Origin of the sequence: Catenovulum sediminis (assembly GCF_007289895.1) — a bacterium.
GTDB lineage: Bacteria > Pseudomonadota > Gammaproteobacteria > Enterobacterales > Alteromonadaceae > Catenovulum > Catenovulum sediminis.
Genome location: NZ_CP041660.1, coordinates 1,732,374 through 1,744,511 on the forward strand (window position 1 = coordinate 1,732,374; position 12,138 = coordinate 1,744,511).

The window sequence follows — 12,138 nt, forward strand, 5'->3', positions numbered from 1 at the left end:
ACACCACCCATCGTGCGGCTCCGCAATGGGCGGTTCATCTCCCGTAATGAATATTAATCCATATATCTCTCAGTGACACTAAACCTTGTGAAGCCAAATAGTCATTGCCTAGCGCAATGTTAATTCCTTTTGTTTTCGAACTTCTACAAGGGCCTTTGCTGGTGATACCACATGCAATGGCGAGGCGCTCGCTAACTCCCAATTTCATTAAACTGCGTACTTTAGTGCGTGGTTTTCTCCATTGCCGCCAGTAGCACATTCTTATCCTACGACGGATCCAGTGATCTAAATCCATCGTTAATTGATAAGCATTGGCTATTAGGTAATAGTATCCCCATCCGCGTAAGTATTGCGTCAGTTTATGAATTTGTAGGGTCATTGAGATCCCCCAATTACGGTTAGTGAGCTCTCTTACATTTGCTTTAAATTTCTTTAGCGCCTGTTCGTGGATCTGCACTTGCCCGTAACGGAAAGTAAACCCAAGAAATTTTGAGCCTGATACTGGACCGACTCGACTTTTCGACTCATTCACTTTGAGTTTTAATCGTTGAGTGATAAACGCAGTAATTTCCCGTTGGATTATTACCCCTTCGCTTTTCGTTTTTACTAAAATGATTATGTCATCAGCGTAACGTGCAAACTTAAGTTGTTTGTGGGTTAGCTTCTTATCTAATTCATCGAGCAATAAGATGTTCAGGCCTTCACCGTGTCCCAACCATTACGATGGGCGTTTGGCTACTATGCCATCTGCTGAAATCTTCATGGATGAAGTGAATGCCAGAAAATGTCTGGAACATTTTCGGTCTGCTGGATAATCACAAAATAAATTGCTTTAAATTGCGCTGCGTGCGCATCGTTGGGGTGTTGCAGTGGTTTCGCTCGTTGTCTATTTCGCAACCAAATAGCACGCCAAGGGGTTGATTGGCCAGCCACTTACTGGTATTTTCCGCAGCGATAGCGCAGGCCGCTTGTTATCCAGCCTTTATGAATAAGGCTTCCTGCCTAATTCAAAAGCCCAGCTACGGCATCCTGCCTTCGCGCTTAAATCTTCGATTTTCGCCCCCGAATAAGCGCATTAACTTTCATTGCACAACTGCATCATTTACGGTGGCCGTTAGATCACGTGACTTCGTTATCTTGTGCTAACTCGTCTTCAGCCTACGCCTAATATGATGTTTTTGTTCATCAGCTCGCAATTTTGCTAGCGGCTTCCTCCATACAAACCCTCGCGGATTTGCACTTGCCATTCGCTAGTAGTTATCGTTTAATAACAGTTAGTTATTTAAACGGTGATGTTCCTACAGAGGACTTTCACCTCATTAGTTAATGCCCATGTCGGGCGTACACAAGTTACTGCACCGGAAAAATAACTCACTGGTGCTCGTCATTTTCCGGTGAGTAAAGCGATAGCTCTGGTCAGATCCGCACTTCAAAATTTAATTACTACGCAAGTAACGTATAGCTCGCTATCCATACGTTACTTGCGTATACTTTACTTGTGAAAAGTGTATTTGTTGAATCAACCATATTTGAAAAGTACCGAAATGATTACCTCAGTGACGAGGCGTTTCGATTGTTCCAAGCTGAACTTATGTCGAACCCGAAGCAAGGTGACGTAATTCAAGGTACTGGTGGTTTGCGGAAGATTCGAGTAGCAAGTAAAGGTAAGGGAAAGCGTGGTGGTTCACGTGTTATCTATTACTTCCTCGATGAAAAGCGTCGCTTCTATTTGCTGACTATTTACGGCAAAAATGAAATGGCAGACTTAACCGCAGATCAAAAGAAACAGTTAAAAGCTTTTATGGAGGCGTGGCGCAATGAGCAATCGTGATCTATTTGCAGAGCTAAACTCTGCACTTGTTGAAGCTAAGGAGCATTCAGAGGGCAAAGTGACTCTGAAAACTCATCAAGTTAATGACATCAGTGAGCTAGATATTTCACCTGATGAAATTGTTAGTATTCGTGAGCAGTTTAATATGTCTCGTGGTGTATTTGCTCGTTTACTGCATACATCATCACGTACATTGGAAAACTGGGAGCAGGGGCGGAGCGCACCAAATGGACAAGCTGTTACTCTTCTAAAGCTTGTACAGCGCCACCCAGAAACTCTGTCGCACATCGCAGAGCTATAATAAATAAGGATATGTTGCGCGAAGCCGCAACTTAATCCTATTGTTGGACCGTTTCTCTGCATCTTGCAGTCACGGCATTAGTGCATCCTTGCACGTAACAAGCCCGGTGTTGAGTTCTGCTTATTGAGGAAATATATAGGTTTGTCGTCATGGCTGACTTTTCAAGGTGAGCCTAAGTTAAATAGGCGCCCCCAAACGCTGGGTTTTAACTGGCATGGGTTTAAAGATATGCTAGGCTATTTTCAAATTAAACCACTACGGGTCAGCAAACGGCTGATAGCGGTATTTTTAACATCAGGGCACGTCGGTATCTGTATAGGGGCGGCTCAGTAATGGGGCGTTCTACCGTGACTTCGCCATTAAACATTGCTTGACTAGGTACGGCAATGCCGTATTATGTGATCTATGGTCTTTATAGAAACAAGCTTCTTTACAAAACTGCTACCAGATTATTTATCGGATGATGAATATCGTGGTCTGCAATCTTACCTTCTTCAAAAGCCAGATGTCGGTGATATTGTAAAAGGCTCTGGTGGTGTCAGGAAGGTTAGATGGGCTTCTTCAGGCAAAGGTAAAAGTGGTGGCATACGTGTTGTTTACTATTGGAAGAAGGCTGAACATGAGATATGGATGCTCACTATGTATAGTAAATCGGAGCGGGCTACTATCGCGGGTCATGTGTTAAAACAAATAGCAGAGGCAATCGAAAATGAGTAACAGAGATATAGGTTCCGAAATTCTTGCAGGTATAAATGAGATTAAGGAATATAAAAAGGGAAAGGTTTCTCTACGTAGTAACGAATTAAGTGAGCCATCAGCGCCACAGGTAATTCGTTCTAAATTGAAAATGTCTCAGGTCATGTTTGCAGGTTTACTCGGTGTCAGCACAAGAACTTTGCAGGACTGGGAACAAGGCCGCAGAAACCCTCAAGGGCCAGCAGTTGCATTATTGCGGATAGCTGAGCAACACCCTGAAATTTTTAGCGAATTGAGATAAGCGGAGTGGCGAATAACAAATGCATTAAGCGGATTTTGGCAAGAGCGACCAAAACCGCTAATGCAAAGCGTTGAGATTGAAAAAAATCCTTTTGGTAAATTACTGTTCTATTTCTTGTGTAAAAAATAGACTGAAAATGTACTTCTACGTAAAATCTTTATAGACTTCACCATTGAACGGGTAAATTTTTAACGTAGCGCACGAAAATATTCTGAGGCTGAGGTTTTTCTACAGTCTCGTTATGCGCTCAGAAAATTACGCTAAAGGAACCACATCAGGAATTCTGAAAAAGCACGAGAATAAGCTTCGTCTTATTCTGTCGAATCTCGATCAAGCCGAAACACCTGATGACATGGATTTACCAGGCCTTTATATGCATTAACTCAAAGGTAACAGGAATGATATTTGGTCTGTCCGGGTAAGTGGAAACTGTAGAGTTACATACCGCTTTGTTGGACGAGATGTTGAAATCGTTAATTACGAGGATTATCACTAATGAATATGCATAACCCTGCGCATCCCGGTGAGATACTCAAAGATCTTGTTATTGATGCTCTAGAACTGACCATTACTGATGTAGCGCAACATTTAGATGTGAGCCGTAAAACATTATCGAAAATTCTTAATGGTAAAGGGGCTATTACCCCAGAGATGGCTATTCGTCTTGAACTCGTTTTTGGTAAGCCTTCTGCGGCCCATTGGCTTCGTTTGCAAAATGCTTTTGATTTGTGGCAAGCAAGGCAACACCAAAGCTCTTTACATGTCTCACCGTATAATATGGCTGCAGTATAAAACGCGCATAATAAATAAGGATATGTTGCGCGAAGCTGCAACTTAATCCTATTTTCTGCATCCTGCAGTCACGGCATTAGCGCACCCTTGCACGTCACAAGCCCGGTGTCGAGTTCTGCTTATTAAGGAAATAAATCGGTTTGTCGTCATGGCTGACTTTTTCAAGGTGAGTCTTGGTTAAATAGGCGCAGTCAAAGGCAGAGTTTTAACTGGCATGGGTTTAAAGATATGCTAGGATATTTTCAAATTAAACCATTACGGGTCAGCAAACAGCAGATCGCGCTATTTTTAACGTCAGGGCACGTTGGTATCTGTATAGGGGCGGCTCAGTAATGGGGCGTTCTACCGTGACTGCAATACGAGGTAAGAAATGAACAAAGGAGTGCTGACATTTTTCTGTGGAAAAATGGGATCAGGGAAAACTACAAAGTCTCGTGAAATCGCCCAAGAGCGAAACGCCGTACTTCTTTCAGAAGATGAGTGGCTTTCATCACTTTATCCGAATAGTATCAAGATATTGGATGATTACGTCGAATATTCTGGTCGGCTTAAGCCTCAGATGAAGAAGCTTGTTCAATCGATCTTGGCGTCTGGAACTAACGTGGTAATGGATTTTCCGGCAAATACAATTCAGCAACGAGCGTGGTTTAAAAGTATTTACTCAGAGATCCAAGCTCCACATGAATTATTTTACATCGACCAGCCAAATGAAACTTATTTGGAGCAGATCGCCAAAAGGCGGATAGAACAACCAGAGAGAGCGGCAACTGATACCCAAGAGATGTTTGAGCTGGTTACCAAGTACTTTGTTGCCCCCACACCTGATGAAGGGTTCAACACAATTGTAATTACGGCGAGTGCATAACAATCGCAGGCGCGGTGGCGGCTTTTTCGTTGCGGCTTCGCCTTCACTAAAAAGCCGCGCGTGCTGCGGGTGTGTGCACTCTGTGAAATTAACCTTGATCGTATAATTTATAGAGGGATTACTTATGCAAACTAAAGCGAGTTGTCTGTGCGGTTCCGTTAAGTTCGAGATTGAGCTATCAAACCCAGAACCAGAAATTGCTGCCTGTCATTGTAGTATGTGCCGAAAGTGGCTTGGTGGGCCAATGTTGGCAATGGATAGTGGCATGCTAAAGAACGTGTCGGGTAAATCTTTTATTGCTCGATATTCATCTTCGGAGTGGGCAGAGAGGGGGTTCTGTAAGAAGTGTGGTACTAATCTGTTTTACTACTTAATACCCGCAGAACAATATCATTTTCCTGTAGGTTTATTCGATAGCGAAATACAATTTAAATTCAGCCATCAGATTTTTATTGACGAAAAGCCAGATTTCTATACTTTCGCTAATGAGACTCAAAATATGACTGGTGCCGAGGTGTTTGCCCACTTTGAAAATGAGAACAACACATAATAAACAAGGATATGTTGCGCGCAGCCGCAACTTAATCCTATTGTTGGACCGTTTCTCTGCATCTTGCAGTCACGGCATTAGTGCATCCTTGCACGTCACAAGCCCGGTGTTGAGTTCTGCTTATTAAGGAAATATATAGGTTTGTCGTCATGGCTGACTTGTTCAAGGTGAGCCTAAGTTAAATAGACGCCCCCAAACGCTGACTTTTAACTGGCATGGGTTTAAAGATATGCTAGGATATTTTCAAATTAAACCATTACGCGTCAGCAAACGGCTGATCGAGGTAGATTGGTATTAGAGGGGCTTTGTGTTTTACACGGGCAATGATATTAATGAAGAGCCGGATGCGGTGCTATTTTTAACATTAGGGCACGTCCGGATCTGTATGGGGGCGGCTCAGTAATGGGTCGTTCTACCATGACGGCTTACGTAGAATCGTCGATTTTTTTTACACATATAATTTCTTGCAAAAAAATACATCGATAAAACAAGTGGTTGCTGTTTGGCATGATAAGTGCATAACTTGGGTAGAGGTTACTCATAATCAATTCATTTATGGAGAAAAAAAATGAAAAAATTGCTTGCTTATATGTTGGGGTGCTTGTTCGCTGGGTCAGTCAACGCAGGGTTAATCACAAAAAGCCCGGATTTAGGAGATTATTGGAGTCCATTGTCAAACACTGGAACGTATATATACGCTAATAGTTTTGTGGCTGACTCTAATGGAATCGCTACTGATTTAGGTATTTGGCTAAATGGAGGTAGTTCTGATTTTGTTCTACAAGTATTTGGCTCTCTGGGAGGTAATTTAAACAATGGTCCGGACTCCTCAAATATCTTTGCAACAACATCAGTGATCTCAGGCTTAAGTTTTTCATCATTAACTTATATAGAACAGTCAACTCTATCTGGTGCTATTGACCTGGTAGCAAATGAAACATATTGGTTTGCAGCAAGCACTGTTGGTTTGGGAGGTTCAGGATCATTTAATGTTGGAGGACATACGCAGAATAGTGGTGGCATAATTGATAACGGAACTTTTTGGTTCTCTAACGATAGCTCTGGTGTAATTTTCGATGGGCAATCGCTGACTCCTGAAATGGCATTCACGGTGAATATTGACTCAGTTAGCGTACCAGAGCCAGCGTCTATTGTCTTACTTGGTTTGGGCTTAGCAGGACTTGGGTTTTCTCGCCGAAAAGTAAAACCCTAACAAGCGCACATAACCGGCAAATAAAAACGGGGCGGCTTTACCGCCCCGTTTTTATTTATGTGTGCGTTAGTGCGACAAGCGAAGCTTGGCGCATCTTACAGGGTGAAAGTCCTTGTCTGGTAAGGTTTAGCCAACCACCAGTATCGAGTCTTGCGTGTTGGGCGGAGATTATGGATTATCGAAGATTCTCCCGTGGTGCGGCCACACATAATCGAACAAACAATACGAAGCGTAGACAGAGAATGATATAGGCCATAGGGGATGCGCGTCCCTGAAGTGTTGAAATCGCTGCGAAAAGCAAGAATTCTGATTGATGAGGCCCCTCTTTTATATGTTAGGGCAGTCGAAGTCCAAGCAAAACAACCGGTACGGCAAGGTTGTGGAGAGTCAGCGCAGTTATAAAACCGTGGCATGTATTAAATAAAAGATGTGCACAAGAACTTGTGAGACCCAGTACAACTACCAAAGGATATGAGTCGGGATGCTGAGCAAAAAGCGAGGCGAACAATGGTGTATTGGGAGTCGGACCTACTCATAGTAGTCTGAAAACGGGAAAGCCGTTTACATGGCGAAGGGGTTGGCGGTTATATTGCGTTTGTAACGGAAACATACACCGGACATGTAGGGCTGGATATTGTATGAATATACATTCAGTTGAGCTGAAAATTGATTAAATTATCCTCGGGTGAAATGGAGAAGATGGCTAGATTAAGCAACTTTGTGAAGGCAATATACTGTGCGGTAAATAATATAACTGAGGAGCCGGATGCGGTGCTATTTTCAACATTAGGGCACGTCCGGATCTGTATGGGGGCGGCCCAGCAATGGGTCGCTCTACCATGACGGGCTCTCATGCGATCAGCGGTACTTTTAATTACAATGCTATGTTCGAGCAACCTTCATGCAGATGTAGACTTGGCAGAAATGCAAAAGTATGAGGCATTTGATAACTGGGTATATGAAGCGTTTCCTATCGGCAGTCCCGTATCAGAAAATAGTATTATTGAGCTCGGTAAACTCATCGAATCTACTGAGCAAGAGTATTCGGTAGGGCACGCTGCGAACCCGTTGAAGTCTGTTACATACAAATTTCATGGTCTTGAGGTCTGCGCCATTGTTGAGCAAACAGAGTCTAAAAAGGCCCATGTAACTCAAATAACAATAAGCACCAGCAACTGGGCTCTTTCAAATGACATTACAATTGGTCAAAATCTCAGCGTGCTATCTAAGCTACCAGTTTCTCCACATGAAGGCACCTTAAATTATTGCGGTGCGGCCAATTGTATTGAATTTAAAGCAAAGGGTAATATTATTAACGCCATCAAAATTAACCTATATGCAGACTAAAGCCCTAACAATGTGTTCAACCATCGCTACGCCTCGGCTTCGCTGGACAGCCAAAGCGTCGCTCCTTTTGTGCATTCGCTACACTCATTTTTGCACAAAAGCATCGTCACTTTGTCTGCCGGTTAACACGGCGTTGAGACTGTAGAAAAACCTTTTGGTAAATTACTGTTCTATTTGTTGTGTAAAAAATAGACTGAAAAGGTGCTTCTACGTAAAATTTTATAGATTTCACCATTGAACGGGTGAATTTAACAGTCTGGGTAAGCCCTAACGACTCAATTATCGCATGGACACGAAACATTTGGTTTGCGCGCCTTTTCCGCTAATTTTAGCCAGCTATTTTATTGCCGCTTAGTAAAACGTTGATCCGCTGAAAGCATGTATCACACTCATTAAACTCAAAATTTTAAATTTGCGTTTTCATCCCCGTTTAGCCATTATATAAGTCATTAAATATAATTTTTTAAAGAGCGAGTCATGGCTAAGTCAAGGGTTGAAACCCCACCTATATTCAGCTTTCCAGATGATTTTAAAGAAATAGCCCCATTTATTAATCAATGTGATGTGACGGATGCTAAAGGCCGCTATCTACCTTGGGCGCAGTTTAAGTGGAGAGTTGATAAAAAAAATGCTGAGAGCCTGTGGAAAGCTGTTAAATTTAAAAGGATGTCTCAATATAAAAAAATTGAGCTGAAAGATGAAAAAGGTAAGCCTTTTGTGTACTGCACACCTCATTCCATGGAAGCAACTTTATATCGATTGGTAAAAATTACCGGAGGTAACGTCGGTGCTGCAGCAGACTCGACAGCAAGTGACAGTTTACAGAGCAAGTTTTTAGTCTCGTCTCTTATAATGGAGGAGGCGATTACTAGTGCTCAGCTTGAAGGCGCGTCAACTACTAGGGAAGTAGCAAAAAAAATGTTGGAGGACGAAAGGGAACCAATTGATGAAGATGAAAGAATGATTCTCAATAATTACCTTCTTCTACAGTATGCGGAGCAAAAGTGTAAAGATGAGCTCACTCTAGATATGATTCTAGAGTTTCATCGAATTGCGACACAAGGAACAACAGAAAACAATGTCGTTCCGGGGCGTTTAGAGTCGATAACGATATATACATAGAAGATGGAGATGGGAATGTGGCGCACCAACCTCCCAACTTTAACCTGATTGAGCAGAGATTAATGTCTTTGTGCGAATTCGCTAATCAAGATCACTCAGGTCAAGGGGGCTGCGATTTTGTTCATCCTTTAATTAAAGCAATTGTGCTTCACTTCATGGTGGGGTTTGAACACCCGTTCAGAGATGGTAATGGTAGGACTGCTAGGGCTTTATTCTACTGGTTTATGTTAAAAAGTGACTATCGGTTATTTAAATACATATCCATTAGTAAGCTTTTAAAAGAGAAACCCAAAGACTACGGTTTGTCGTATATCTATACTGAAAAAGACGACAACGATTTAACGTATTTTATATATTATCAATTAGACACTATTTCTAAAGCTTTTGAGGAGCTTAAAAGCTACTTAGATCATAAAGTTCATGAATTTAAAAAGATTTCAGAGTCGCTTGAAAAAACAGCTTGGGGCAGCAAGCTTAACTTTATTCAGAAAGATTTGATCAAAAAAGCCGTTAAAGAGCCAGGAAGGGTTTTCACAATTAGAGAGGTTTCTAAGTCTTATTCAATCACTGATAACACGTCTAGAGCTTACTTAAACAAATTAACAGAATTTAAGCTTTTTTTATCTACGAAGGATGGTAGAAAAATAATTTACATAGCCCCTTCTGATTTATTAAAAAAATTAAATTCGGCAAAAACTTAAACGCGTATAATAATTAGGATTAAGCTGCGCGAAACCGCAACTTAATCCGTTTGCGTATCATGCCTGTGTGTAGTGGTAAAGTTTTAGTGCCCACCCATAGGCCAAGCCCAAAAACAGCATGATTAATTAAACTATGCAGTCGTGCAGAGTTTGGTTTTAGTGTTCGTGATGAGGCAATGCCGGCTCCCATGCCCGGCTGCATTAGTAGGAAGGGGGCTACCACTGTTCCAACACCAACCATGAGCGCTGGACCAATTGTTGGGTTGAGAATCCAAGGCTTGCCTGCTACAGCAATCAGCACAGCTGCGAAAACGATACCTATCAGGTAGTGGGCAATCCATCCAATATAGTGTTCTCTTTTTATAGGCGCAGATGCTGCAATAGAGTCATGGCGAAATTTCCCATGCGGCATATAAGCCAACCAGCGCCCTACCATTCCATAATTTGGAGGGGCAATCCCGAGTAGTGATTTCCTCAATATGCTCCACAAATCCATCGCGGCGGTTGCTCCAATTCCGAGCAAAAATACAACGATTAGAGTGTTCATAAGTCTCTCCTTTGCTTGTTTCGATTTCTAACTAGTGATAGCGTACTACCTCAAGTCGACTTGAGGTCAAGGATTATTTATGGACATTTCAGAGGTAGCCAAACGTTCCGGTGTTCCGGCCTCCACATTACGTTTCTATGAAGAAAAAGGATTAATCAATTCTGTGGGTAGGCAAGGCCTGCGCCGGGTATTTGAGGCCAATATATTGGAAAGGCTTGCATTGATTACGCTGGGGCGAGCAGCTGGATTTTCACTAGATGAAATAGCTCATATGCTAGGGGCTAATGGAAGCCCAAATATAGATAGAGCGCTTTTGACGAAAAAGGCAGATGAACTAGATAGCACCATCCAAAAGCTAATCGCTATGCGAGATGGGCTAAGGCATGCTGCTGTTTGTTCTGCTCCGAGCCATATGGATTGTCCTAAGTTTCGTCGCTTGCTTGGATTAGCTGCATCTGGAGCAATTACAAGTGAAGGTTCGAAGAAGCTGGCAAAAAGGCGGCGAGCTAATAAATAAGGATAAGTTGCGAGAAACCGCAAATTAATCTTATTGTTGGGCCGCTTTGCTGCGTTCTGCAGTCACAATATTCGAGCATCCTTGCACGTCAGAAGTCCGGTTTTAGTTATTTTTTTGTCGTTAAATTAAACGGCTGAAAATGGTGCTGGGCAGGCGGTTAGATGCTGATTGAGAGCTCCAGGTTTAAGCGCCAAAGGTTCACTGATGTTCGGGTCGGTTTTGATTAACAGAACACGTTGACACACAGCTTCGTTAAATTCTAAATCTAACCATTGGTGCGTTAAGGTTTCAGTATTAATTAAATGATAACGATTGCTATTGTGTTCACTCACGCTGCACCATAAGGTGTTAGCAGAAGGGATAGTCTCTTGACTGTTATCTTGTTTTAAATTTAACCCAATAGGTGTGGCACAGGTGGCCATTAAGGCGCGTGTTTGAGATAGTACGCCTTGCTTATCTGCTGACGCGTTAGAAAATTTATAATAGTAATTTGCGCGGGCAAACCGTTGGTGTGTAGCGGTACCGCCTGGTACATCATAAACGTGCAATCCGGCTACACCGGCAGGCTTTTCCCACTTTTCCAGCCAATACTGCATCAACAATTGTTGCACTTCATAGCGTGGTGTAACTGTGGCTACATTGTAGTTAGCACTTTCGTTTACGCTAAAGCCTTTGCCTCTTATTTCAATAATTGCAGAGTTTCCGCTTGGATCTGACAGAGTTAAATGCAGTTTGGTTTTGGTCTTTTTTTCATGCCCGTCTGGTACGTCACCGCTGTATATAAATAAATTTTGCTCGTTATCCCGAAAATATTGTGCTGCAGATTTTACAGAATCAAAATTATCCAGCACAAATTGCACCCAACGTAACGAGCTCAAAAGCTTAGATTGGTTTGGAATATCATGCTCTGCGATAAACTCTAATCTGTCTTCTTCAATAGATTTTGACAGAAGTAGCGGGAAATCTGAGAGGAGCTCTTGTTTTGAAAAAATGTTCGGAAAATGAGCCAGTAAGTCTTCCAAACCATTAACAGCTAAACCTTTCTCGTTAATCCCATCAATTGCGGCTAAGCCCAAATTGTCACTGCCTAAATAAGTGCAGGTGCTAGCATACTGTGCTTGCCATATAATGCACTCGCTATTGCCGACATTAATATCGCCACCGACACGTTTGATGCCTTTAGGTTGTGAATATAGAAAAGTATTCAGTGGGTAGTGCCAGTCAAAATTTCTGCCTGTCATTGGCTCTGCTTGGTTCAAACTATTAAATATACGAGTACACATGCAATTGATCCTTAATTAATTATTTTCAGATTGTCAGTATAGTTGTTAAGATTAGAGGCAACATGAATCATT

General features: G+C 42.2%; 16 protein-coding genes and 1 pseudogene. 13 read left to right on the forward strand and 4 right to left on the reverse strand.

What is annotated here, in order from left to right; translation table 11 throughout:
* Positions 1 to 34 precede the first annotated feature (34 nt).
* The gene (locus FNT16_RS06990) at positions 35 to 715 is read right to left on the reverse strand and encodes a group II intron maturase-specific domain-containing protein (protein WP_246072421.1); all 681 of its coding nucleotides are present in this window, start codon (positions 713 to 715) and stop codon (positions 35 to 37) included.
* Between the two features lie 44 nt (positions 716 to 759).
* Positions 760 to 933, reverse strand: coding sequence for a hypothetical protein (locus FNT16_RS20365; RefSeq protein WP_185976718.1), 174 nt, complete (start codon positions 931 to 933; stop codon positions 760 to 762).
* A 565-nt stretch (positions 934 to 1,498) separates the two neighbouring features.
* Between FNT16_RS20365 and FNT16_RS06995 the strand changes: the two genes are divergently transcribed.
* The 12 genes and pseudogenes from FNT16_RS06995 to FNT16_RS20765 all read left to right on the forward strand — a co-directional run bounded on the left by FNT16_RS06995 (position 1,499) and on the right by FNT16_RS20765 (position 9,719).
* Positions 1,499 to 1,831, forward strand: a complete 333-nt coding sequence (locus FNT16_RS06995) for a type II toxin-antitoxin system RelE/ParE family toxin (RefSeq protein ID WP_143870914.1) — start codon at positions 1,499 to 1,501, stop codon at positions 1,829 to 1,831.
* Positions 1,818 to 2,132, forward strand: coding sequence for a helix-turn-helix domain-containing protein (locus tag FNT16_RS07000; RefSeq protein ID WP_071979346.1), 315 nt, complete (start codon positions 1,818 to 1,820; stop codon positions 2,130 to 2,132). Before FNT16_RS06995 ends, FNT16_RS07000 begins: the two co-directional genes overlap by 14 nt.
* Before the next feature lie 405 nt (positions 2,133 to 2,537).
* Positions 2,538 to 2,849 (forward strand): type II toxin-antitoxin system RelE/ParE family toxin, encoded by a 312-nt coding sequence (locus FNT16_RS07010; RefSeq protein WP_143870916.1) that lies wholly within the window; start codon positions 2,538 to 2,540, stop codon positions 2,847 to 2,849.
* Positions 2,842 to 3,129 (forward strand): helix-turn-helix domain-containing protein, encoded by a 288-nt coding sequence (locus FNT16_RS07015; protein WP_143870917.1) that lies wholly within the window; start codon positions 2,842 to 2,844, stop codon positions 3,127 to 3,129. The genes FNT16_RS07010 and FNT16_RS07015 overlap by 8 nt, the downstream gene beginning before the upstream one ends.
* 394 nt (positions 3,130 to 3,523) lie before the next feature.
* Positions 3,524 to 3,625: pseudogene (locus FNT16_RS20755) on the forward strand (hypothetical protein); the annotation flags it as partial.
* Complete coding sequence (locus tag FNT16_RS07025; RefSeq protein ID WP_143870918.1) at positions 3,625 to 3,921, forward strand: HigA family addiction module antitoxin; 297 nt, start codon at positions 3,625 to 3,627, stop codon at positions 3,919 to 3,921. The pseudogene FNT16_RS20755 and the gene FNT16_RS07025, both read left to right, overlap by 1 nt.
* 370 nt (positions 3,922 to 4,291) lie before the next feature.
* Complete coding sequence (locus tag FNT16_RS07030; RefSeq protein WP_143870919.1) at positions 4,292 to 4,786, forward strand: P-loop nucleotide/nucleoside kinase family protein; 495 nt, start codon at positions 4,292 to 4,294, stop codon at positions 4,784 to 4,786.
* Between the two features lie 124 nt (positions 4,787 to 4,910).
* Complete coding sequence (locus FNT16_RS07035; RefSeq protein WP_143870920.1) at positions 4,911 to 5,336, forward strand: GFA family protein; 426 nt, start codon at positions 4,911 to 4,913, stop codon at positions 5,334 to 5,336.
* A gap of 568 nt (positions 5,337 to 5,904) precedes the next feature.
* Positions 5,905 to 6,549: a PEP-CTERM sorting domain-containing protein gene (locus tag FNT16_RS07040; protein WP_221935068.1), complete on the forward strand. Its 645-nt coding sequence runs from the start codon at positions 5,905 to 5,907 to the stop codon at positions 6,547 to 6,549.
* An 852-nt stretch (positions 6,550 to 7,401) separates the two neighbouring features.
* Positions 7,402 to 7,896: a hypothetical protein gene (locus FNT16_RS07045; RefSeq protein ID WP_143870921.1), complete on the forward strand. Its 495-nt coding sequence runs from the start codon at positions 7,402 to 7,404 to the stop codon at positions 7,894 to 7,896.
* 477 nt (positions 7,897 to 8,373) lie between these two features.
* Complete coding sequence (locus FNT16_RS20760; RefSeq protein WP_246072422.1) at positions 8,374 to 9,018, forward strand: Fic family protein; 645 nt, start codon at positions 8,374 to 8,376, stop codon at positions 9,016 to 9,018.
* A 17-nt stretch (positions 9,019 to 9,035) separates the two neighbouring features.
* Complete coding sequence (locus tag FNT16_RS20765) at positions 9,036 to 9,719, forward strand: Fic family protein (protein WP_246072423.1); 684 nt, start codon at positions 9,036 to 9,038, stop codon at positions 9,717 to 9,719.
* A 19-nt stretch (positions 9,720 to 9,738) separates the two neighbouring features.
* Here FNT16_RS20765 and FNT16_RS07055 read toward each other — a convergent pair whose 3' ends face one another.
* Complete coding sequence (locus FNT16_RS07055) at positions 9,739 to 10,266, reverse strand: DUF2938 domain-containing protein (protein ID WP_143870922.1); 528 nt, start codon at positions 10,264 to 10,266, stop codon at positions 9,739 to 9,741.
* A gap of 79 nt (positions 10,267 to 10,345) precedes the next feature.
* On the opposite strand from FNT16_RS07055, the gene FNT16_RS07060 reads away from it, so the two are divergent.
* Positions 10,346 to 10,783 carry a helix-turn-helix domain-containing protein gene (locus FNT16_RS07060; RefSeq protein WP_143870923.1) on the forward strand — a complete coding sequence of 146 codons (438 nt, stop codon included), beginning with the start codon at positions 10,346 to 10,348 and terminating at the stop codon, positions 10,781 to 10,783.
* A 125-nt stretch (positions 10,784 to 10,908) separates the two neighbouring features.
* On the opposite strand, the gene FNT16_RS07065 is transcribed toward FNT16_RS07060, so the two are convergent.
* Positions 10,909 to 12,066 carry a linear amide C-N hydrolase gene (locus FNT16_RS07065; RefSeq protein WP_143870924.1) on the reverse strand — a complete coding sequence of 386 codons (1,158 nt, stop codon included), beginning with the start codon at positions 12,064 to 12,066 and terminating at the stop codon, positions 10,909 to 10,911.
* Between the last annotated feature and the right edge of the window lie 72 nt (positions 12,067 to 12,138).